We start from the raw sequence: 21,463 nt of genomic DNA, 5'->3' as shown, positions 1-21,463 counted from the left end.
GCAAGAACCGGAGGTCAGGCCTGGCGGCGGATCTCCACCACGCGGAAGCGGTTGGACACGAAGGCGCCGTCGCACAGGGCCGCATTGGCCGCGGGGTTGCCCCCGGAGCCGTGGAAGTCCGAGAACGCCGCCGTCTGGTTCACATAGACGCCGCCCGTGAGGTTCAGGGAGAGCTGCGCCGACTCCTCCAGGCAGACCTCCTCGACCGCACGCTCGGTCTCCGCCGAGGTCGTGTACGCGCCGACCGTCATCGCGCCCTTGTCGCGCACCGTGCGGCGCAGCAGCTCCAGCGCGTCGCTCGTCGAGTCGACCGCGACGGCGAAGGACACCGGCCCGAAGCACTCGGACATGAACGACGCCTCGTCGTCCGGCTTGGCACCGTCCAGCTTCACGATCACGGGTGTGCGCACGACGGCGTCGGGGAACTCCGGATTGGCGACCTCGCGGGAGGGCAGTGCCACCTCGCCCAGACCCGCCGCAGCCTCGAGGCGCGCCTTCACGTCCGGGTTCACCAGGGCGCCCAGCAGGGCATTCGCCCGGCCGTCGTCGCCGAGCAGACCGCTCACGGAGGCCGCGATGTCGGCGACGACCTCGTCGTACGACTTGGGGCCGGCGTCCGTGGTGATGCCGTCGCGCGGAATGAGCAGGTTCTGCGGGGTGGTGCACATCTGGCCGCTGTACAGGGACAGCGAGAACGCCAGGTTCGACAGCATCCCCTTGTAGTCGTCGGTGGAGTCGATCACCACCGTGTTGACGCCGGCTTTCTCCGTGTAGACCTGGGCCTGGCGGGCGTTCTCCTCGAGCCAGTCGCCGAACTCGGTCGACCCGGTGTAGTCGATGATCTTGATCTCCGGGCGGAGTGCGAGCGTCTTGGCGATGCCCTCGCCGGGGCGCTCGGCGGCCAGGGCCACCAGGTTCGGGTCGAAGCCCGCCTCGCCCAGCACCTCACGGGCGATCCGGACCGTCATGGCGAGCGGGAGGACCGCGCGCGGGTGGGGCTTCACCAGCACGGGGTTGCCGGTGGCCAGCGAGGCGAACAGGCCCGGGTAGCCGTTCCACGTCGGGAAGGTGTTGCAGCCGATCAGCAGCGCGATGCCGCGCGGGGCGGCCGTGAAGGCCTTTCGGAGCTCCAGGGGGTCCCGCTTGCCCTGGGGCTTGGACCAGTCGGCGGTCTGCGGCGTGCGCGTCTGCTCCTCATAGGCGTACGCCACCGCCTCCAGACCGCGGTCCTGGGCGTGCGGGCCGCCGGCCTGGAGCGCCATCATGAACGCCTGGCCGCTCGTGTGCATGACCGCGTGGGCGAACTCGTGGGTGCGGGCGCTGATGCGCGACAGGACCTCCAGGCAGACCAGGGCGCGCGTCTCCGGGCCCGCGTCGCGCCAGGCGGCCATGCCCGCGCGCATCGCCGGCAGCAGGACGTCGAGGTCCGGATGCGGATACTCGATGCCCAGCTCCGGTCCGTACGGCGACACCTCTCCGCCGGTCCAGCCGTCGGTGCCGGGTTGGTCGAGCTCGAAACGCGAGCCGAGCAGGGCCTGGTACGCCGCGAGGCCGTCGGCAGCGCCGGTCTCGCCGTACGCCTTCGGATGCTCGGGGTGGGGCGACCAGTACGCCCGGGTGCGGATCGCCTCGAGAGCCCGGTCGAGCGTCGGCCGGTGGGTCTCGGTCAGCTGCATGGCAGACCAACTCCTCGGTGAGCTGGGCAGGGGAACGCGGACAGAGTTAGAGTAACCGAACGATCGGTCGGGACAAGGGGGGTCCGCAGATCCTGTGGATGACTCGTAGGGGAGGATCACTGCCATGACCGTCACCGACGCCGCCGGGGGCCCGAGCGGCACCGACGCCATCGCCCCCGGCCGCACCGTCGCCGTCGTGGGCGCCGGCACCATGGGGCAGGGCATCGCGCAGGTCGCGCTGCTCGCCGGCCACCGTGTGCGCCTCTACGACGTCGCCCCCGGCCAGGCGGAGTCCGGCGCGGGCGCGATCCTGACCCGCCTGGAGCGGCTGGTCGAGAAGGGGCGGCTGGAGGAGGAGGCCCGCGGCGCCGCGGCCCTCCGGCTGACGCGAACGACGGAGATCGCCGAGCTCGCGGACAGCGCGCTCGTCATCGAGGCCGTCGTCGAGGACCTCGCCGTCAAGCAGGAGCTCTTCCGTGCGCTCGAGGAGGTCGTCGCCGACGACTGCCTCCTCGCCACCAACACCTCCTCCCTGTCCGTCACCGCCGTCGCGGGCGCGCTGCGCCGTCCAGGACGCTTCGTCGGACTGCACTTCTTCAACCCGGCGCCGCTTCTTCCGCTGGTCGAGGTCGTCAGCGGCTTCGCCACCGACGAGGACGCGGCCGCCCGCGCACACGAGACGGCGAAGGCGTGGGGCAAGACCCCGGTCCGCTGTGCGGACACCCCCGGGTTCATCGTCAACCGCATCGCCCGGCCGTTCTACGCCGAGGCCTTCGCGGTCCACGAGGAGCGCGGCGCGGACCCCGCCACCATCGACGCGATCCTGCGCGAGTGCGGCGGATTCAGGATGGGCCCGTTCGAGCTCACCGACCTGATCGGCCAGGACGTCAACGAGGCGGTCACCCGCTCCGTGTGGGAGTCGTTCTTCCGGAGCCCCAAGTTCGCGCCGTCGCTCGCCCAGCGCCGTCTCGTGGAGTCGGGCCGCCTCGGGCGCAAGTCGGGCCACGGCTGGTACGCCTACGAGGACGGCGCGGAGCGTCCCGAGCCGCACACCGCCCCGGCGACCGAGCCCCCGCCGCACATCACCGTGGAGGGCGACCTGGGGCCGGCCCGGGCCTTGATCACGCTGTGCCGGGAGTCCGGCATCACGGTGCACGAGGAGGACGAGGACCGAGGGACCCGCATGCTGCTCCCGAGCGGCGGGCAGCTCGTGCTCGCGGACGGGCAGACGTCGGCGGAGTTCCGTGACGTCGTCTACTTCGACCTGGCCCTCGACTACCGGTCGGCGACCAGGATCGCCCTGTCCGCTTCGGAGGTCACCGGCTGGGAGACCCTGCGGCAGTCGATCGGCCTCTTCCAGGCCCTCGGCAAGAAGGTCAGCGTCATCGGCGACGTTCCCGGCATGATCGTCGCGCGGACGGTCGCGATGCTCGTGGACGCCGCGGCCGACGCCGTCGCCAAGGGGGTCGCCTCCCCGGAGGACGTCGACACCGCCATGCGGCTCGGGGTCAACTACCCGGTCGGCCCCGTGGAATGGGGGCACCGGCTGGGCCGCGCCTGGGCCCACGAGCTCCTCGACGAACTCCACGCGCGCGTGCCGACCGGCCGCTATGCGCCGTCACTGGGCCTCTATCGCCAGTCGTACGTTCGGATGAAGGGCGAGCAGGCCTCATGACGACCGCGAAGCGCGACACGTACACCCCGGAGACGCTGCTGTCCGTCGCCGTCGGGGTCTTCAACGAACGCGGTTACGACGGCACTTCCATGGAGCACCTCTCCAAGGCCGCGGGCATCTCCAAGTCGTCGATATACCACCACGTGGCCGGCAAGGAGGAACTGCTGAGGCGGGCCGTCAGCCGCGCCCTCGACGGGCTCTTCGGGATCCTCGAGGAGCCGGGCGCGACGCGCGGACGGGCGCTGGAACGCGTGGAGTACGTGACCCGCCGCACCGTCGAGGTGCTGATGGCGGAGCTGCCCTACGTCACGCTGCTGCTGCGGGTCCGGGGCAACACCAGGACCGAGCGGTGGGCCATGGAACGGCGCCGCGAGTTCGACCACCGGGTCGCCGATCTCCTCAAGGCGGCCGCAGCGGACGGCGACCTGCGCGCGGACATGGACACGAGGCTGGCGACGCGGCTGCTGTTCGGCATGGTCAACTCCCTGGTGGAGTGGTACAGGCCGCAGGCCGGAACCGGCTACGACCGGCAGCAGGTCGCGGACGCGGTGGTCCGGCTGGCCTTCGACGGCCTGCGCACGGCGTCCTGAGCCAGGGCCCGCGCCCCGCACCGCGGGCGTGGGGTTCGTGTGCCACGGGCGTACGGCGTCGCGGGCCCGGATCCCGCCCGGGGCCGGGGTGCGTCTGGTCGGACGGCCTCGCCGTGGTCCGGTCCGGCGGGGCACCGCCGCGTGCCGGGTACGGTGACGAGCGCCCGCACGGGCGTCAGCGCACCGGGTCCGGATCCAGGTCCGTCTCCTCGAAGACCAGCAGTGTGCGGGTGGAGAGCACCTCGGGGATCGCCTGGAGCCTGGTCAGCACGAGTTCCCGCAGGGTGCGGTTGTCCGGCGTGTGGACCAGGAGCAGCACGTCGAAGTCGCCGCTGACCAGCGCTATGTGGGCGGCCCCGGGCAGTGCCTGGAGCTGCTCGCGCACCGTCCGCCACGAGTTCTGGACGATCTTGAGGGTGATGTAGGCCGAGGCGCCGTGGCCGGCGCGCTCGTGGTTCACCCGTGCGCTGAAGCCCCGGATCACTCCGTCGTCGATCAGCCGGTTGATGCGGGCGTAGGCGTTGGCCCGCGACACGTGGACGCGTTCGGCCACGGACCGTATCGAGGCGCGGCCGTCCGTCTGGAGGATGCGGAGGATGTCGCGGTCGATCGCGTCCAGGGTGCGCGCCGGCCGCCCCTGGTCCGCGCCGGGCACCGCTGCGTAGACCGTGCGGTCCCCGTCGTCGGCCATTTGTTCAGCTGTCACGTCCCCCCACCTTTCCGCCGTGGACGACCTGCTCCTATCCCAGGCTGTGGAGAACCGTTTGTCCACAGGCTGGAGGTGCCTGTAGCCAAAATGCGCCCACGACCGAACAATCGGTAGGTGAGGCGCCTCACACTCCGCGCCCTTCATGGGTCCTTATGCCCGCTCCCACGAGGAGGTGCTCGCGTTGAAGAAGAGCAGCATGACGGTCCAGGAGCGGCCGGGTGCGGCCTACCGGCCCACCCCGCCGCCCGCCTGGAAGCCCCGCACCGACCCTGCGCCGCTGCTTCCCGACCCGGAGCCGTACCGGGTCCTCGGCACCGACGCCGCCGCCGGGGCCGACCCCGAGCTGCTTCTGCGGCTGTACGCGGAGCTGGTCCGCGGCCGCAGGTACAACGCGCAGGCGACCGCCCTCACCAAGCAGGGCAGACTCGCCGTGTATCCGTCGAGCACAGGTCAGGAGGCCTGCGAGGTCGCCGCCGCCCTCGCGCTGGAGGAGCGCGACTGGCTGTTCCCCAGCTACCGGGACACCCTCGCCGCCGTGGCCCGCGGGCTCGACCCGGTGCAGGCACTGACGCTGCTGCGCGGTGACTGGCACACCGGTTACGACCCGAACGAGCACCGCGTCGCCCCGCTGTCCACCCCGCTCGCCACCCAGCTCCCGCATGCCGTGGGTCTGGCCCACGCCGCGCGGCTCAAGGGCGACGACGTCGTGGCGCTCGCCATGGTCGGCGACGGCGGCACCAGCGAGGGTGACTTCCACGAGGCGCTCAACTTCGCCGCCGTCTGGCGGGCGCCGGTCGTCTTCCTCGTGCAGAACAACGGCTTCGCGATCTCCGTGCCGCTGTCCAAGCAGACCGCGGCCCCGTCCCTCGCGCACAAGGCCGTGGGGTACGGAATGCCCGGTCGGCTCGTCGACGGCAACGACGCGGCGGCGGTGCACGAGGTGCTCGGCGAAGCCGTCGCACGGGCCCGGCGGGGCGGCGGTCCGACCCTCGTCGAGGCGATCACCTACCGCATCGACGCGCACACGAACGCCGACGACGCCACCCGGTACCGGGGTGAGAGCGAGGTCGAGGCCTGGCGCGAGCACGACCCGATCCGGCTGCTGGAGGCGGAGCTGACGAGCCGGGGACTGCTCGACGAGGACGGAGTACGGTCGGCCGCCGAGGCCGCCGAGGCGATGGCCGCCCGGCTGAGGGAGCGGATGAACGCGGATCCCGTGCTGAACCCGATGGACCTGTTCGAGCACGTGTACGCCGAGCAGACCGGTCAGCTGCGGGAGCAGGCCGCCCAGCTGCGGGCCGAGATCGACGCCGAGGGCGGAGAGGGCGCCCACGGCGCGGAGGGTGACGCACGATGAGCACGGCAACCGCACGGCAGGCCAAGCCCGCCACGATGGCGCAGGCTCTCCAGCGCGCGATGCGCGACGCCATGTCCGAGGATCCGACCGTCCATGTCATGGGCGAGGACGTCGGCACCCTCGGCGGGGTCTTCCGGGTCACGGACGGGCTCGCCAAGGAGTTCGGCGAGGACCGGTGCACCGACACCCCGCTGGCCGAGGCGGGCATCCTCGGCACGGCCGTCGGCATGGCGATGTACGGGCTGCGTCCCGTCGTCGAGATGCAGTTCGACGCCTTCGCCTATCCGGCGTTCGAGCAGTTGATCAGCCATGTCTCCCGGATGCGCAACCGGACGCGCGGGGCGATGCCGCTGCCGATCACCGTGCGGGTGCCCTACGGCGGCGGCATCGGAGGCGTCGAGCACCACAGCGACTCCTCCGAGGCGTACTACATGGCGACTCCGGGGCTCCACGTCGTCACGCCGGCGACGGTCGAGGACGCGTACGGACTGCTGCGGGAGGCCATCGCCTCCGACGACCCGGTGGTCTTCCTGGAGCCGAAGCGGCTTTACTGGTCCAAGGCCGACTGGTCGCCGGACGCCCCGGCGGCCGTGGAACCCATCGGCCGCGCGGTGGTGCGCCGCCAGGGGCGCAGCGCCACGCTCATCACCTACGGTCCCTCCGTGCCGGTCTGCATGGAGGCGGCGGAGGCCGCCGAGGCCGAGGGCTGGGACCTGGAGGTAGTGGATCTGCGTTCGCTCGTGCCGTTCGACGACGAGACCGTGTGCGCCTCCGTGCGCCGCACGGGCCGGGCCGTCGTCGTCCACGAGTCGACGGGCTTCGGCGGTCCGGGCGGCGAGATCGCGGCCAGGGTGACCGAGCGCTGCTTCCACCACCTCGAGGCCCCCGTGCTGAGGGTGGCCGGTTTCGACATTCCCTACCCGCCGCCGATGCTGGAGCGTCACCATCTGCCGGGTGTGGACCGGGTACTGGACGCCGTGGCACGGCTGCAGTGGGAGGCGGAGAGCTGATGGCCCAGGTGCTCGAATTCAGGCTGCCGGACCTCGGTGAGGGCCTGACCGAGGCGGAGATCGTCCGCTGGCTGGTGGACGTGGGCGATGTCGTCGCCATCGACCAGCCGGTCGTCGAGGTCGAGACGGCCAAGGCGATGGTCGAGGTGCCCTGCCCGTACGCGGGTGTGGTCACGCAGCGCTTCGGTGACGAAGGGGCGGAGCTTCCCGTCGGGGCTCCCCTGCTCACCGTCGCGGTGGGCGCGACGGAGCCCGTCCCCGGCGGCTCCGCCGAGGGTGCCGGCACCGCCGCGAGCCAGGAGGCGGAGTCCTCGGGCAACGTCCTCGTGGGCTACGGGACGGGTGCACCGGCGGCCCGCCGCCGGAGGGTCCGCCCGCCGGCGCTCACCGGCGGCAGGTCCGCCCCCACGGGCGACGCACGCACCGCGAGCGGTGGTGGACCCGTCGCGTCGGCTCCCGGACCCGTGCCGGGCGGGACGTCCGGGGCGTCCACCGCGGGACACGAACCGGTCTGGGACAGCGCCGTGGAGAGCCCGGCGCCCGACGCGCCGCGCGGCACCCCCGCCCAGGGCGACGTCGTCCTCGAAGCCGTCCCGCCCGCCCACCAAGGTCCGGTCGCGGTCATCTCGCCGCTGGTGCGGCGGCTGGCCCGGGACAACGGGGTCGATCTGCGGGCACTGCGGGGGTCCGGGCCGGACGGGCTGGTCCTGCGCGTGGACGTGGAGCACGCCGTGCGGGCCCGTGCCGGCGCGGCCGAGCAGCACATCGCGGCACAACCGCCGGTTCCCGCCACCGAACCCGCACCGGCGATCGGCGCCGCGCGCGGCCCGGCCACCGGTGAGCGGATTCCGCTGCGCGGGGTGCGTGGCGCCGTCGCGGACAAGCTGTCCCGCAGCCGCCGGGAGATTCCGGACGCGACCTGCTGGGTCGACGCGGACGCCACCGAACTCATGGCCGCCCGCAGGGCCATGAACGCGGCGGGTGGGCCGAAGATCTCGCTGCTTGCTCTGCTGGCCCGTATCTGCACGGCGGCGCTCACCCGCCACCCGGAGCTCAACTCCACGGTGGATCTTGAAACGAGGGAGATCGTGCGGCTGCCCGGGATCCATCTCGGCTTCGCGGCCCAGACCGACCGAGGCCTGGTCGTCCCGGTCGTCCGTGACGCACAGGACCGCCCGGCGGAGTCGCTCACCGAGGAATTCGCGCGGCTCACCGACAAGGCCCGCCAGGGCAGCCTCACTCCGGCCGACCTCACGGGCGGCACGTTCACGCTGAACAACTACGGCGTGTTCGGGGTCGACGGCTCCACGCCGATCATCAACCACCCGGAGGCGGCCATGCTCGGTGTCGGCCGTATCGTGCCCAAGCCCTGGGTGCACGAGGGACAGCTCGCCGTCCGCCAGGTCGTGCAGCTCTCGCTCACGTTCGACCACCGGGTGTGCGATGGAGGCACGGCCGGCGGCTTCCTCCGGTACGTGGCGGACTGCGTGGAGCAGCCCGCGGTGCTGCTGCGCACTCTCTGATCGCGCGGTATCGCGGGAAACCCGCGTCGGCGGGGCCGAGTGGTTCCGTATCGGCGGTCACGCCCATACTTCTGGGGTGACTGCCGATGCGGAAGCGGACTACGACGCCATCGTGCTCGCCGGAGGGGATGCCGAGCGGCTCGGCGGCGCGGACAAACCGGGGGTGAGCGTCGGCGGCCGGACGCTGCTCGACCGGGTGCTGAGGGCAAGCCGGGGCGCCGGGCGCACGGTCGTCGTCGGCGGGCGGCGGCCGACCGCGCGCCCGGTGACCTGGACCCGCGAGACCCCGCCGGGCGGCGGGCCGCTCGCCGCGCTCCACGCGGGCCTCCGCCGGACCGGCGCCCCCACCGTCGTGGTGCTCTCCGCAGATCTCCCCTTCCTCGACGACGGGACGGTGCGGCGGCTGGTCGACGCCGTGGATTCCGGAGGGCGAGAGGGTGCGCTCCTCGTCGATGCCGACGGCCGGGACCAGTCGCTCGTCGCGGCGTACCGCGCGGAACCGCTCCATCGCGAACTGGCCCTGATCGCCGCCGAGCACGGCGGTCTCTCGGGGCTGCCGCTGCGTCTGCTGACGTCCGAACTCGACCTGGACCGGGTGGCCGCCGGACCGCTCGCCGCGTACGACTGCGACACCTGGGAGGACATCGTCACAGCCCGGGCCAGGATCAGGGAGCATGGGAACGTGCTGGATGAATGGATCACCGCAGTCAAGGACGAACTCGGCATCGACCTCGAGGTGGACACGGGACTGCTGCTCGACCTCGCCCGGGACGCCGCCCATGGCGTAGCCCGGCCCGCGGCTCCGCTGACCACCTTCCTCGTCGGCTATGCGGCGGCGAGGGCCGGCGGTGACGATGCCCAGGCGGTCGCCGAGGCGGCCCGCAAGGCCGGGGCGCTGGCCGGACGGTGGGCCGCCGAGGCCGCCGAGGCCGCCGAGGCGGACGGAGCCGCGGCCGACAAGGCAGGGGCGGACGGACGTGAGGACGGCCGGAACGGTCCGGACCGCAGCGACGGGGCCGGCAGCCGATGACCGCGCAGGACCATGATCTCGGTGCTTCCGGCGCCACCGGGCAGGGCGGCACCGGTGAGTCGGCGCCCTGTCCCGTGTCCCACGACCGGTCCGATGACCGTGCCTCCGCCCCGATGGTGGAGGGCGACGACGGCATGGAGGACGCTCTCGCGTTGGTGGGAAGGCGGTCCCCGACCTCGCCGGGGCGTCAGGAGCCGTCCGCACCGGGACGGGACGCCCTCCGCGGACGGCGCCGTGGCATGCCCTGGGACGAGGCACGCGCCGTCGCGTCCCGTGCCGGACGTGCCGGGGTGCTGCGCACCCAGCGAGATCCCCTCGCCGCCTCCCTGGGCAGGGTGCTCGCCACTCCGCTCACCGCGTTCGTCGATCTGCCGTCGTTCGACACCTCCGCCATGGACGGTTGGGCGGTCGCGGGCCCGGGACCGTGGACGGTGATGTCCGGCGACGGCGGCCTCCTCGCGGGGCGCGAGGAGGCCGGGACCCTCGCGGACGGCACGGCCGTACGGATCGCGACGGGTGCCCGCGTCCCGCCCGGCGCCACCGCAGTGATCCGCAGCGAGCACGCCCGGACCGACAGCGGTCATCTGCACGCCCAGCGGCGGGTGTTGCACGGTCAGGACATCAGGCCCCGGGGCCAGGAATGCCGCTCCGGCGACCGACTGCTGGCCGAAGGGACGCTGGTCACCCCTGCCGTACTCGGTCTCGCAGCCGCCGCCGGCTACGACGAACTGCTCACGGTGCTCCGTCCGACGGTGGAGGTGCTCGTCCTGGGAGATGAGCTGCTCACCGAAGGGCTGCCGCACGACGGGCTGATCCGTGATGCGCTCGGGCCGATGATCGCTCCCTGGCTGCGCGCCCTCGGGGCCGACGTGACCGGTACCCGCAGGGTCGGCGACGACGCGGACGCCTTGCAGCGGGCCGTCACCGAGTCAGCCGCCGATCTCGTCATCACCACGGGCGGCACGGCCGCGGGACCGGTGGACCATGTCCACCCCGTGCTGCGCAAGGCGGGTGCGGAGCTGCTGGTCGACGGCGTCGCCGTACGGCCCGGGCATCCGATGCTCCTGGCCAGGCTCGCTCCGGGCCGCCATCTGGTGGGACTGCCGGGGAATCCGCTCGCCGCCGTCTCCGGACTGCTCACGCTCGCGGAGCCCCTGCTGCGCCGGCGGTCCGGGCAGGCAACCCCGGCGCCGTATCGCGCGTCCCTGAGGGACGAGATCCACGGACATCCGCAGGACACCCGGCTGGTGCCGGTGGTGTACCGCGGCGACAAGGTCGTACCGCTGCACTACCGCGGTCCGGCCATGCTGCGGGGAATCGCCGCCGCACACGGTCTCGCCGTCGTGCCTCCCGGGGGAGGGCGGCCCGGCGACGAGCTGGAGATCCTCGATCTCACCTGGCCACCGAGCTCCGAAGGGTGTTTCACGTGAAACTTCCCGGCCATGACGCGATGGCCCGGCAAGCGGACGAACAACTGGCCGTCTCACGGGTGCACCTGCCCAAGCAGACCGTCGAAAGACCGCTGCGGCAGGTCACCAAGCGGCTGTTGCTGGCCTTGTTCGTCCTCGTACTGACGGTGCTCATCGTCTGGCTGGACCGCGGCGGCTACTACGACAACGCCGACCAGAAGGTCGACTTCCTCGACGCCGTCTACTACTCCACGGTGACGCTCTCCACCACGGGCTACGGCGACATCGTTCCGCACAGCGACAGTGCGCGCCTGATCAATGTGCTGCTGGTGACGCCGCTGCGCGTGCTGTTTCTGATCATTCTGGTCGGTACCACTCTCGAGGTCCTCACGGAACGGACCCGGGAGGAGTGGCGGCTGAACCGTTGGAGGTCCACCTTGCGTGACCACACCGTCGTCATCGGCTTCGGCACGAAGGGGCGCTCCGCACTGCTGACCCTGTGTGCGACGGGCCTGCAGAAGGCGCAGGTCGTCATCGTCGACCCGAGCTCCAAGGTGATCGAGGCGGCGAACGCGGACGGCTTCACGGGTGTCATCGGCGACGCGACCCGGAGCGATGTGCTGCTCCGGGCCGAGGTGCAGAGGGCACGGCAGATCATCATCGCCACCCAGCGCGACGACACGGCGGTCCTGGTCGCGCTCACCGCGCGGCAGCTCAACCGGGGAGCGAAGATCGTGGCCGCGGTCCGGGAGGAGGAGAACGCGCCTCTGCTGCGTCAGTCCGGCGCCGACGCGGTGATCACCAGCGCCAGCGCGGCGGGCCGCCTCCTCGGGTTGTCCGTGCTCAGCCCGTACGCGGGCACGGTGATGGAAGACCTGATCCAACAGGGCAGCGGGCTCGATATCGTCGAGCGGCCGGTGATAAAGAGCGAGGTCGGCAAGAACGTCCGGGAGGTGGAAGACCTGGTGGTCAGCGTGTTGCGCGGGCACCGGCTGCTCGGTTACGACGACCCCGAGGCCAGTCCGCTCCAGCTGACGGACCGGGTCATCACCATCGTGCGTGCGACGAAGGCGCTGCCCGGTGCGGTGCGGGGCGGCGGCAACGCCAAGCCGGAGTAGCCTCGCGCCATGGACGCGATCACGATTCCCGAACCAGGTGGTCCCGAGGCGCTGGTCTGGGCGGAGGCACCGGACCCCGAACCCGGCCAGGGGGAGGTCCTCGTCGAGGTTGCCGCGAGCGCCGTCAATCGCGCGGACGTCCTCCAGCGGCAGGGCTTCTACGACCCGCCGCCCGGCGCGTCCCCCTATCCGGGGCTGGAGTGCTCGGGCCGGATCGTGTCCGTCGGCTCCGGAGTCTCCGGATGGAGCGTGGGCGACGAGGTGTGCGCGCTGCTGTCGGGCGGCGGATACGCGGAGCGGGTGGTCGTGCCCGCCGGCCAGCTGCTCCCGGTGCCCCAAGGCGTCGACTTGATCACGGCGGCGGCACTGCCCGAGGTCACGTGCACCGTCTGGTCCAACGTGTTCATGGTCGCCCATCTGCGGCCCGGTGAGACGCTGCTGGCACACGGCGGCGCCAGCGGGATCGGCACGATGGCCATCCAGTTGGGGAAGGCGGTGGGCGCACGTGTGGCCGTTACCGCTGGAGGGCCGGAGAAGCTGGCGCGCTGCGCCGAGCTGGGCGCCGACATCCTGATCGACTACCGCGAGCAGGACTTCGTCGAGGAGCTGCGGAAGGCTACCGACGGTGCCGGGGCCGATGTCATTCTCGACATCATCGGCGCCAAGTACCTGGACAGGAACGTGCGTGCGCTGGCCGTCAACGGGCGTCTGGCCGTGATCGGGCTGCAGGGCGGGGTGAAGGGCGAGCTGAACCTCGGGGTGCTGCTGGGCAAGCGGGGCGCGGTGACCGCGACATCGCTGCGCGCTCGGCCGCTGCACGAGAAGACGGCGATCGTCGCCGCCGTGCGGGAGCACGTCTGGCCGCTCATCGAGGTGGGGGCGGTGAAGCCCGTGGTGGACCGTGCTCTGCCGATGCCGGAGGCGGCCGAGGCGCACCGGATCCTGGAGTCCGGCGCCCATGTGGGCAAGGTGCTGCTGGTGGCCCCGGCCTGGCAGCGCTGAACCGGGCCCACCCGGGCCGGAGGACCGGCCCCCACCGTCCCGCTCCGTGCCGGTGCGGAGCGCGCGCCGATGACGACGGCCCCGCCCTTGCGAAGGACGGGGCCGCTCTGCGTGGGGGAACTCAGAGGTAGGGGCCCGAGCGGGCGGCGCCGCCGTGGAGGGGGTCGTCGTCGGTCGGAGCACCCGGGGGGAGCGCACGGCGCATCTGCTCGAGCTGGGCGCGGGCCGCCATCTGCTGGGCGAACAGCGCCGTCTGGATGCCGTGGAAGAGCCCTTCGAGCCAGCCGACCAGCTGGGCCTGCGCGATGCGCAGCTCGGCCTCCGAGGGCACGGTCTCGTCGGTGAACGGAAGCGAGAGCCGCTCAAGCTCCTCGACGAGCTCAGGGGCCAGCCCTTCCTCGAGTTCCTTCACCGAGCTCGCATGGATCTCCTTCAGCCGGACCCGGCTCGCCTCGTCCAGAGGTGCCGCGCGCACCTCCTCCAGCAGCTGCTTGATCATGCTGCCGATCCGCATGACCTTCGCGGGCTGTTCGACCATCTCCGTCACCGGGACCTCGCGAGGCTCGCCGTCACCTTCACCGCCGCCGAGCGCCATCCCGTTCTGTCCCACGATGAGGACCGGGGGACTCTCCTGCGACCGTTCACTCCTCGGCATCTCCATGCCGTCCATTCTCTCGCACCTGTGGTTCCCCCCACGGTGTGCCCCCGCACCGGGGTGATCCACCCTGGTGCGAGGGCACGATTTCACCGGGCGCGTACCGAAGAGGGCTCAGATCGCCTCACGGCGGGCCAGCGCACCCCGGGAGCGGGTGACCAGTGCCGCCAGCAGGGCTGCGCCGAGCGGCACCGCGACCAGCAGGGCGGCCAGCGTGCCCCACGGGATGACGATCGTGGACACCGGAGGGGTCAGGTTCCCGCCCCAGCCGGCGTCCAGTGCCTCCTCGTACCACTTGAGCTCCTGGCGGTGCTCGGTGAGCCGCAGGCCCATCGCGGGCAGGACTCCGGCGGCCGAGCCGAGGACCACGCCCATCGCGGCGATGACGCCGCACTGGAATCCGCTCAGCGTGCGACGGACCCGGGGCGGGGCCCCCACGGCCGCCAGGGTCTTGAGGTCGGCCTCCGCGTCGGCCTGTGCCAGCCCGGTGGCGATCCCGGCCGCCCCGATCGTGACCAGGCCGGCGAAGACGGTCAGGGCCAGCAGGACGATGCTGTTGTCGCTGGTGTAGCCCTCCTCGAGGTGCAGATCGATGTTCGCGGCCGACTTGTCGAGCTCACCGTCGAGCTTCTGCCGCTGCTCGCTGCTGGGCATCCGGTCCGTGGAGTAGTACGCACCGAGCGGGACGGTGGTGATGCCGGCCGCCTTGGCCGCCGGCGGCGGAAGGATCATGGCCACCCCATAGGCGTCGACCTCGTCTGCCGCCTGGTGGACGGGGAAGGACTTGATCGTGCCGGGGATCTCCTTGTCGTTCTCTATCGCCCGGTTCGCAGCCTCCATGTCGGTGATCAGTCGGATGGCGACCGCACCGCTTCCGTCGAGGTTGCGCTTGTCGAAGGAGACGGCCTTGCCGTCCGCCAGGGCCTTCGCGGCGGACGGATCGTCGACGGCGAGCACCTCCAGCAGCTTCTCGTCGGCGACGAGCACCCCGCTCTCCGTGTAGGTCATGCCGGAGCTCTCCTTGCACCGCCAGTCCTTGGCGAGTGCGCGCAGCTGGGCCTTGGTGAACTTCTCGGAGGGATCCTGGCCGTCGGAGGAGCTCCACAGCGGACAGCGGTTCGGCTCGGGCACGACGATCTCGTAGCTGCCGCATTCCTTGCCGCCGCCGAACGGCGGGCAGTTGACGCTCCCGACGACGATCCGGTCCACGTCGGCGCGCACGTCCACCGGCAGGTACTTCTGCACCGCGGCGCGGGCCGCCGGCACATCCCGTCCGCCGCCGTCGGCGATCACCATCGAGACCGCACCGTGCGGCAGCCGCGCCTCGTACGAGGCCTCCGACTGGGCGTCACTACTGGTGGCGTACGTGGCCACGGCGACGGTTCCGGCGACCGCGGCGAGTACGGCGGCCACCGCCGGTGCCGTGCGGCCCCGGTTGCGCACCGCGTCCCGCAGCGCCAGCCGCGGTGACAGCGGCAGCCAGCGGCCGGAGCGGCCGAACAGGCCGACCAGCGCGGGCGTCATGGCGACCACGCCGAGCTCCGCGAGGGCGCTGCCGCCCGCGACGATGACGAACTGCTCGGTGAGCAGCGAGCCGTAGAGGGCGATCGCGGCGCCGAGCGCCACGGCGACCAGTCCGAGCACGGGCAGTACCCGGTTGCTCCGCCGGATACCGCGGCGGCCGGTGAGCGAGGCCAGAACGGTCTGCCGGGAAGCGGTCACCGCGGGGACGATCGCGGCCAGCAGACCGGTGACCACGGCGAGGAGTCCGATGCCGAGCAGTTCGAGAGGACGGATGTCGAAGCTGCCGAAGCGCGCACCGATGTAGTCCTCCAGCAGGGGACGGAGCGCGAAGGTCAGCATCAGGCCGAGGACCGTGCCCACGACCGCGGAGGCGACGCCGATCACCAGCCCGCCGGCCAGGACGATGGCCCGGACGTGGCTGCGGTCGCCGCCGTTGGCGCCGACCAGCCCGAGCTGGCGGCGCGAGCGCCGGGCACCCACCGCGAAGGCGGGCCCTGCCAGCAGACAGATCTCCAGCATGGCCAGACCGACGACCGTGCCGACCGCCGCGAGCGCGGCGGCCCGGGCGGCGGTGCTCTGCTCGTAGTTCCTGTTATCCCAGCCCTTGCGCTCGTACAGCGGCACGTCCGCATCGGCCGGCGGCGAGAGCTGCACGGCGCGTGACAGCACCCGGACGCCCTTGGTGTTGATCTCCTGGACCATGTTCCACGTGAAACCGCCCGGCAGGCTCACCAGGTAGTTCGTGGACTTCTCGGTGCCCGGCAGCCCGTCTGCGGTGAGCGCCTTGTCGAGCGGGTCCAGCAGTGCGCCGGGGAGCGCGTTGACCTGGTCGCTCTTCAGCGAGTCCGGCAGTTCGTAGGAGCCGGTGATCGTGTACTCGCGGTCCAGCCCGCGCGCCACCAGCTTCGAGCCCACGCTCAGCCCGCTGGACTCCAGGAAGTGCGTCGTCGCCGCCACCTCGTCCGGCGACTTCGGGAAGCGGCCGCTGACCGGCGTCATGATGCCCTCGGCCATCGGATCAACGGCCCTGAGCTCCCGGATCTCGGCGTTCAGCAGCCCGTGCGCGGTGCGCAACTTCCCGGAACCGGACGAGTCCTCGAGGAACTTCGTGCCGGCCGGGAGGGCCTTGCGGACATCCGTGTCGCCTTCGGGCCAGGGCTTGTCCGAGAAGTCCCCGACGGGGTCGTAACCGTTGCCGTCCGGGGTCTGGTGGATCGGCACGCCACCTGTCTGGGCATCGCTCACCTGGGCGTCGGCGCGGCCGAGCTTGCGCTCCAGGGACTGCTCGGTGGAGAGCTCGGCGCTGCGCAGGGTCAGATCGGCGGCGCTCACCCCGAGGATCGGGAGGGCGATCATCGCGAGGACGAGGAAGCTGCGTCCCTTGGAGCGGACGGCGTCGCGGCGGGCGATACGGACCGCGGCGCGCCAGGAGTGGTACCAGTTCCTCACCGCTCGGCCGCCTGACCACTCAGCAGGGAGTCCGCGTCGCTGCGGACGGTCTGGTCGACCACCGAGCCGTCGCGGAGGAAGACGACCCGGTCCGCCCACGCGGCGAAGCGGGGCTCATGGGTGACGAGGATGCCCGCCGCTCCCGCGTCGCAGCGCGTGCGCAGCAGCGCGAGGACGGACTCACCGGTCTCGGAGTCCAGAGCGCCGGTCGGTTCGTCGGCGAGCACCAGACGGCGGTCGCCGACGAGCGCGCGGGCGATGGCCACCCGCTGCTGCTGGCCGCCGGACATCTCGTCGGGGAACCGGTCGGCGAGATGGCCGAGACCCATCTCGTCGAGGGCCGTGACGGCCTCGTTCCGGGCCCTGCGAGCGGAGTGGCCGTCGAGTTCGCGGGGCAGTGCGATGTTCTCCGCGGCGGTCAGCGCCGGTATGAGGTTGTAGTCCTGGAAGACGTACCCGATGCTGCGCCGGCGCAGCGCGGCGAGTGTCCTGCGGTCGGCGGTGGTGATGTCGGTGTTCTCGACGATCACCTGGCCCGACGTCGGTGTGTCGAGGCCGCCCGCGATCGTCAGCAGCGTGGACTTCCCGGAGCCGGACGGGCCCATGACGGCGACGAGTTCACCGGGGAACACATCGAGGTCGACACCGCGCAGTGCATGCACCTCGGTGGCACCGCTGCCGTGCACCCGGGACAGGTTTCGTAGTTGCAGGACGGGCTGCTGGGGCTGGTGGGAATGGTCGGACATGAGAGGTCCCCCTTGGGCGTACGCGTGAGGCGTACATGAGCGGATGTGGAAGGCGAGTGCCTGGGAGGCACCGGGGCGGGACGGCCCGAACGGGCCTCCTGCGAGGGCCGGGAGAAGGGTTCGAGTGCGCCCGGCGTACGGCGCTTGCCTCACCCCGTCCGGCGCCGGTGGGTCGGCGCCGGACCCGGACGCGACCCCTGTCGAGCAGGGGCGGGGCTCAGCCGGGCCTCCTCCGGTGTCCGTGGGCGGGTGCCGGAGCCGGGGCGGGTGGGGGTGCGGGCTCCGGGTGCCGCTCCGCCGCCGCGGAGAGCCGGATGAGCCGGGCCTCGCAGTGGTCGAGCCAGCGGGCTTCCGCCTCGGTCTGGAAGATGAGCTGCTCCAGCACGAGCAGCCAGGCGATCTCGTCCCGGTCGGCGGGCGCCGGTTCCAGCGCCTGGGCCTTGAGACGGGTGTAGTCCTGCATCGCCTTCACGGTGTGGCGGCGCTGGGACTGGATGACATCGCGGATGTCGACGGCCGGCGCGCCGACCGCCATGGCGAGCTTGATGGCCAGCTCGTCCCGCGCGGGGCTGGTCCGGTCGACGGGCCGTTCGAACCAGGCCCGCAGCTCCGCCCGCCCGGCGCCGGTGATGGCGTAGAGCGTGTGGCCGGCCTCGTCCTCGCCGTCCTGCGCGACCATTCCGTCGCGCTCCAGCCGGTTCAGGGTCGTGTAGACCTGGCCCACGTTGAGCGGCCAGGTCGCCCCCGTACGGGACTCGAACTCCGTGCGGAGCTGGGAACCGTAGCGGGGACCGCGTTCGAGGAGGGCGAGCAGCCCGTGCCGGATCGACATACCGAGTATGTATACCGGGTATGCCGACGGCGACCAACCGCCCTGAGGCGGACGTCCGGCGTAGTCCGTACGGGGGACACACGAACCCGGGGAGGACGACACCGCCGTACGCACCCGGACGAAACGGCACGAGCGCACCGCCCGAACGGGTGGACGGGGAGGGCGTGGGAGCGTCCCCGGGCTCAGCCGCGACGCAGCCGTAGCCCCATGTAGCCCAGCCCCAGCCCCATGAGGGCACAGCCGGCGCCCAGCGTCAGCGCCGGGATCTGCCGTTCGAGCGGCTGGGGTACGGGACGCGGGTGGGACCTGCCCGCGGCGGCGGGAGACGCGTCGTCCGTAGGGGTGGGTTCCGAGGGAGACGGGGAGTCCGGCACGGCGTGGGCCTCGGCCTCGGCCGTGTTCTCGTCGTGCGGCGTGGTGTCCTCCTCGGTCGCGGCCTCCTCGGGGTCGCGGCCGTGTCCGAGCCCGTCGTCGTGGTGCCGGCCGGGGGGCGTCGACGCGTCGGGTGAGGGCGCGGAGGTCCGGCCGGGGCGCAGCCGGCCCTCGCCGGCCTGACGCCCGGCCAGCGACGGGGTGGGTGACGGATCGGGTCGCTCGGCGGCCTTCCCGCGTGGTGCGTGCGCCGCCCGGGAGCGTCCGGGGTCCGCCGGCGGGCGGTCCCCGGCCGTGCCCGTGCCCTGTTCCGGTGCGGCGCCCCCGTCGGCCCGCCGGTGTGACGGTGCGCCGTGCGCCGGGTCGCCGGCGGCGAGTGTCCTCCGGTCGGGGCCGGTGTGATCCGCGCCTGCCCCCGGCGTCCGGGAACGCCCGCGCTCCTCGCCGTGCGTGCTCTGGCCGTACCGGCGGCTGCCGTCGCGCCCGTCACCGCCGTACGGGCCACGTTCACCGCGCTCCTCGCCGCCGTACCGCCCGGACCCGTCGTACCGGCCGTCCTCGCCGCCCCGTCCGCGGCCCTCGCCGTCCCCGCGCGACTCCGCGGAGTGGGTCAGGGGGCCGTCGGCGTAGGCGTACGTCGCGACGGGCAGGGTGAGGACCAGTGCCGCGAGGGTCGTCGCGCAGTGCGTGCGGAGCTTCGGAGTCACGGGGTGACCCCCTCCCGAGCCGGGTCGCCGAGGTTTCGGGCTCAGCGTCACATGGTCGGGAACTTCCGGCATCCCGGGCGAAACCGGACTGTCTGGCGGAGAGTGGCCCGGCACGAACGCGTGCCGGGCCACTCACTCTCAGGGCCACTCACTCTCAGAGGAGAAGCCCGCCTGGGCGTGTGGCGGTGCGGCCGCACGGTCCCCAAGGTCTGGCGATCACTGGTGCCGCGTCAGGCAGGGTTTGCCCGTCAAGGAGCGGCGTCCGGTGCACGGGGCCTCCCCCGGCCCTCGGGGCCGAGGGGGTGGGGTAGGCCCCATGCACCAGACGCCGCAGGCCCCGCCCTGCGGGCGGACGGAGCTACTTTCGCAACACGCCCTAGCTAGCTAGTACCCCGGGTTCCCCGTGCCGACCGTCAGCTCGAAGGTCTGGTTGCCCGGCACCACGGCGGTGCCCTCCGTGGGGAACTGGTCGATGACCTGGTCCTCGGCGAACTGGGGGTCGTCCTTCTCCGTGACCTTGAACTTCCAGCCCGCGGCCTGCAGGCACGACTTGACGGAGATCACGTCCTTGTAGGTGAAGCTGGGCGCCCGGACCTTCGCCGGGTCGTCGCTGTCCTCCTGTGCGTCCGTGCACTCGTCCGTGTCCATCGTGCGGTTGCGCTCCGGCGGCTTGTGGCCCGCGACGGCCGGCTCCGAGACCGACGGGTCGGCGCCGCCTCCGCCCTCGTCGCCGCCGTTCAGGGTGAGCGCCGTGACCACTCCGCCGACCGCGAGGAGCGCCACCACGATCGAGCCGACGATCAGCGGCGTGCTCCGCCTGCCGCCTCCGGACGGTGCGGGGGCGGCGGCCTGGTGGGGGGAGAGCTGGTACGCCGGGGGCACCGGGGCCTGGGTCTGGTAGGCCGGGGCCTGCTGCGGATAGCCGTAGCCCGGGGTGGGGCCGTGCACCGGGCCGGGGGCCGGCGTCGACGGGCCGTACGGGCCGGGCTGGTAGGGCTGCTGGACGCTGCCCGGGCCCGGGGCCGGGGCCGACTGGTCCACCGGCGGGAACACCGCGGACGCGACGCCCGAGCCGCTGTTCGTCGTCGGAGCGCCCTGCACGATCACGGGGGCGTGCGTCTGGCCCGCGCCCGCGACCCGCAGGCACTCGTCGCGCATGGCGGCGGCGCTCGGGAAGCGCTCGTTCGGGTTCTTCTTCAGCGCCCGTGCGACCAGGGCGTCCATCGCCGGGGTCACCGAGCGGTTGATGGAGGACGGGGCGACCGGCTCCTCCTGGACGTGCGCGTACGCGATCGCCAGCGGCGAGTCCGCGTCGAACGGCAGCCGGCCCGTCAGCAACTGGAAGAGCATGATGCCGACCGAGTACAGGTCGGAGCGGGCGTCGACGCCGCGTCCGAGGGCCTGCTCGGGAGACAGGTACTGCGGAGTACCGACGACCATGCCGGTCTGCGTCATCGACGTGACGCCCGACTGCATGGCGCGGGCGATACCGAAGTCCATGACCTTGACGACGCCGCGCTTCGTCATCATCACGTTGCCCGGCTTGATGTCCCGGTGGACCAGGCCCATCTCATGGCTGGTCTCCAGCGCTGCCAGTACGTCGGCGGTCACCTTGAGCGCCTTGTCGGCCGGCATCGCGCCGAACTGCCGGGTGTCCTCCTGGAGGACGGAGCCGAGTGGCTTGCCCTCCACGTACTCCATGACGATGTACGGCATGAGCGCGCCGTTGAGCTCGTCCTCACCGGTGTCGAAGACGGACACGATGTTCGTGTGGGACAGCTTGGCGACGGCCTGGGCCTCGCGCCGGAAGCGCTCGCGGAAGGACTGTTCCCGGCCGAGTTCGGTGTGGAGCGTCTTGATGGCGACCTGCCGGTCCAGCGCGCTGTCGTACGCGAGGTACACCGACGCCATCCCGCCTTCGCCGAGCAGGTCGCGAAGCTGGTACCGGCCGCCCGCTACCGAACCGCCCGCGTAGCGGCCGCCCTGTGCGCCGTCCTGGCTCATGACTGTGCTTCCCCCTAGGCACGCACACCGTGGAGCGGTGGCCGCGGTGATCCGGATTACGTGGCAAGTCTGCCC

General features: G+C 72.4%; 17 protein-coding genes. 9 read left to right on the top strand and 8 right to left on the bottom strand.

The features are described 5' to 3' along the window. Window positions 1–14: 14 nt before the first annotated feature. Window positions 15–1,676 carry a phenylacetic acid degradation protein PaaN gene (gene paaN, locus FEF34_RS18445; RefSeq protein ID WP_138054152.1) on the bottom strand — a complete coding sequence of 554 codons (1,662 nt, stop codon included), beginning with the start codon at window positions 1,674–1,676 and terminating at the stop codon, window positions 15–17. 124 nt (window positions 1,677–1,800) lie between these two features. Between paaN and FEF34_RS18440 the strand changes: the two genes are divergently transcribed. Further along, window positions 1,801–3,351, top strand: a complete 1,551-nt coding sequence (locus tag FEF34_RS18440; protein WP_138054151.1) for a 3-hydroxyacyl-CoA dehydrogenase — start codon at window positions 1,801–1,803, stop codon at window positions 3,349–3,351. Next, window positions 3,348–3,941, top strand: a complete 594-nt coding sequence (locus tag FEF34_RS18435; RefSeq protein ID WP_138054150.1) for a TetR/AcrR family transcriptional regulator — start codon at window positions 3,348–3,350, stop codon at window positions 3,939–3,941. Before FEF34_RS18440 ends, FEF34_RS18435 begins: the two co-directional genes overlap by 4 nt. A gap of 175 nt (window positions 3,942–4,116) precedes the next feature. Here the strand turns inward: FEF34_RS18435 and FEF34_RS18430 are convergent, their stop codons facing one another. Continuing rightward, a complete protein-coding gene (locus FEF34_RS18430) occupies window positions 4,117–4,632 on the bottom strand; it encodes an Lrp/AsnC family transcriptional regulator (RefSeq protein WP_138057569.1) in 516 nt (171 codons plus the stop codon). A 214-nt stretch (window positions 4,633–4,846) separates the two neighbouring features. Between FEF34_RS18430 and pdhA the strand changes: the two genes are divergently transcribed. The 7 genes from pdhA to FEF34_RS18395 all read left to right on the top strand — a co-directional run bounded on the left by pdhA (window position 4,847) and on the right by FEF34_RS18395 (window position 13,099). Further along, complete coding sequence (pdhA, locus tag FEF34_RS18425) at window positions 4,847–6,007, top strand: pyruvate dehydrogenase (acetyl-transferring) E1 component subunit alpha (protein WP_138057568.1); 1,161 nt, start codon at window positions 4,847–4,849, stop codon at window positions 6,005–6,007. After that, window positions 6,004–7,017, top strand: coding sequence for an alpha-ketoacid dehydrogenase subunit beta (locus FEF34_RS18420; RefSeq protein WP_138054149.1), 1,014 nt, complete (start codon window positions 6,004–6,006; stop codon window positions 7,015–7,017). Before pdhA ends, FEF34_RS18420 begins: the two co-directional genes overlap by 4 nt. Next, window positions 7,017–8,540, top strand: coding sequence for a dihydrolipoamide acetyltransferase family protein (locus tag FEF34_RS18415; RefSeq protein WP_138054148.1), 1,524 nt, complete (start codon window positions 7,017–7,019; stop codon window positions 8,538–8,540). The genes FEF34_RS18420 and FEF34_RS18415 overlap by 1 nt, the downstream gene beginning before the upstream one ends. 76 nt (window positions 8,541–8,616) lie before the next feature. After that, complete coding sequence (locus tag FEF34_RS18410; protein WP_234042449.1) at window positions 8,617–9,570, top strand: NTP transferase domain-containing protein; 954 nt, start codon at window positions 8,617–8,619, stop codon at window positions 9,568–9,570. Continuing rightward, window positions 9,567–11,000, top strand: a complete 1,434-nt coding sequence (locus FEF34_RS18405; protein WP_138054146.1) for a molybdopterin molybdotransferase MoeA — start codon at window positions 9,567–9,569, stop codon at window positions 10,998–11,000. Before FEF34_RS18410 ends, FEF34_RS18405 begins: the two co-directional genes overlap by 4 nt. Before the next feature lie 20 nt (window positions 11,001–11,020). Then, window positions 11,021–12,097, top strand: coding sequence for a potassium channel family protein (locus FEF34_RS18400; RefSeq protein WP_138057567.1), 1,077 nt, complete (start codon window positions 11,021–11,023; stop codon window positions 12,095–12,097). Window positions 12,098–12,106: 9 nt separating this feature from the next. Continuing rightward, on the top strand, window positions 12,107–13,099 hold the full coding sequence (locus FEF34_RS18395) for an NAD(P)H-quinone oxidoreductase (RefSeq protein WP_138054145.1): 993 nt from the start codon (window positions 12,107–12,109) through the stop codon (window positions 13,097–13,099). Window positions 13,100–13,220: 121 nt separating this feature from the next. On the opposite strand, the gene FEF34_RS18390 is transcribed toward FEF34_RS18395, so the two are convergent. The 6 genes from FEF34_RS18390 to FEF34_RS18365 all read right to left on the bottom strand — a co-directional run bounded on the left by FEF34_RS18390 (window position 13,221) and on the right by FEF34_RS18365 (window position 21,388). Further along, window positions 13,221–13,760: a bacterial proteasome activator family protein gene (locus FEF34_RS18390; RefSeq protein WP_138054144.1), complete on the bottom strand. Its 540-nt coding sequence runs from the start codon at window positions 13,758–13,760 to the stop codon at window positions 13,221–13,223. A 108-nt stretch (window positions 13,761–13,868) separates the two neighbouring features. Beyond that, complete coding sequence (locus tag FEF34_RS18385) at window positions 13,869–16,727, bottom strand: ABC transporter permease (protein ID WP_138054143.1); 2,859 nt, start codon at window positions 16,725–16,727, stop codon at window positions 13,869–13,871. Further along, a complete protein-coding gene (locus FEF34_RS18380; protein ID WP_138054142.1) occupies window positions 16,724–17,473 on the bottom strand; it encodes an ABC transporter ATP-binding protein in 750 nt (249 codons plus the stop codon). The genes FEF34_RS18385 and FEF34_RS18380 overlap by 4 nt, the downstream gene beginning before the upstream one ends. 217 nt (window positions 17,474–17,690) lie before the next feature. Continuing rightward, window positions 17,691–18,305 (bottom strand): PadR family transcriptional regulator, encoded by a 615-nt coding sequence (locus tag FEF34_RS18375; protein WP_138054141.1) that lies wholly within the window; start codon window positions 18,303–18,305, stop codon window positions 17,691–17,693. A gap of 182 nt (window positions 18,306–18,487) precedes the next feature. Continuing rightward, entirely contained in the window at window positions 18,488–19,384 is an 897-nt protein-coding gene (locus FEF34_RS18370; RefSeq protein ID WP_138054140.1) for a hypothetical protein, read from the bottom strand. 384 nt (window positions 19,385–19,768) lie between these two features. Further along, window positions 19,769–21,388 (bottom strand): protein kinase domain-containing protein, encoded by a 1,620-nt coding sequence (locus FEF34_RS18365; RefSeq protein WP_138054139.1) that lies wholly within the window; start codon window positions 21,386–21,388, stop codon window positions 19,769–19,771. Window positions 21,389–21,463 lie beyond the last annotated feature (75 nt).

The sequence above is a fragment of the Streptomyces marianii genome (genome assembly GCF_005795905.1).
Lineage (GTDB): Bacteria > Actinomycetota > Actinomycetes > Streptomycetales > Streptomycetaceae > Streptomyces > Streptomyces marianii.
This window is presented reverse-complemented; position numbering and strand designations above follow the sequence as displayed.

Coding starts and splice junctions, on each gene's coding strand:
- paaN (WP_138054152.1), bottom strand. CDS start 1,676: ATGCAGCTGACCGAGACCCACCGGCCGACGCTCGACCGGGCTCTCGAG.
- FEF34_RS18415 (WP_138054148.1), top strand. CDS start 7,017: ATGGCCCAGGTGCTCGAATTCAGGCTGCCGGACCTCGGTGAGGGCCTG.
- FEF34_RS18440 (WP_138054151.1), top strand. CDS start 1,801: ATGACCGTCACCGACGCCGCCGGGGGCCCGAGCGGCACCGACGCCATC.
- FEF34_RS18435 (WP_138054150.1), top strand. CDS start 3,348: ATGACGACCGCGAAGCGCGACACGTACACCCCGGAGACGCTGCTGTCC.
- FEF34_RS18420 (WP_138054149.1), top strand. CDS start 6,004: ATGAGCACGGCAACCGCACGGCAGGCCAAGCCCGCCACGATGGCGCAG.
- pdhA (WP_138057568.1), top strand. CDS start 4,847: ATGACGGTCCAGGAGCGGCCGGGTGCGGCCTACCGGCCCACCCCGCCG.
- FEF34_RS18400 (WP_138057567.1), top strand. CDS start 11,021: ATGGCCCGGCAAGCGGACGAACAACTGGCCGTCTCACGGGTGCACCTG.
- FEF34_RS18430 (WP_138057569.1), bottom strand. CDS start 4,632: ATGGCCGACGACGGGGACCGCACGGTCTACGCAGCGGTGCCCGGCGCG.
- FEF34_RS18375 (WP_138054141.1), bottom strand. CDS start 18,305: ATGTCGATCCGGCACGGGCTGCTCGCCCTCCTCGAACGCGGTCCCCGC.
- FEF34_RS18405 (WP_138054146.1), top strand. CDS start 9,567: ATGACCGCGCAGGACCATGATCTCGGTGCTTCCGGCGCCACCGGGCAG.
- FEF34_RS18380 (WP_138054142.1), bottom strand. CDS start 17,473: ATGTCCGACCATTCCCACCAGCCCCAGCAGCCCGTCCTGCAACTACGA.
- FEF34_RS18390 (WP_138054144.1), bottom strand. CDS start 13,760: ATGGAGATGCCGAGGAGTGAACGGTCGCAGGAGAGTCCCCCGGTCCTC.
- FEF34_RS18395 (WP_138054145.1), top strand. CDS start 12,107: ATGGACGCGATCACGATTCCCGAACCAGGTGGTCCCGAGGCGCTGGTC.
- FEF34_RS18365 (WP_138054139.1), bottom strand. CDS start 21,388: ATGAGCCAGGACGGCGCACAGGGCGGCCGCTACGCGGGCGGTTCGGTA.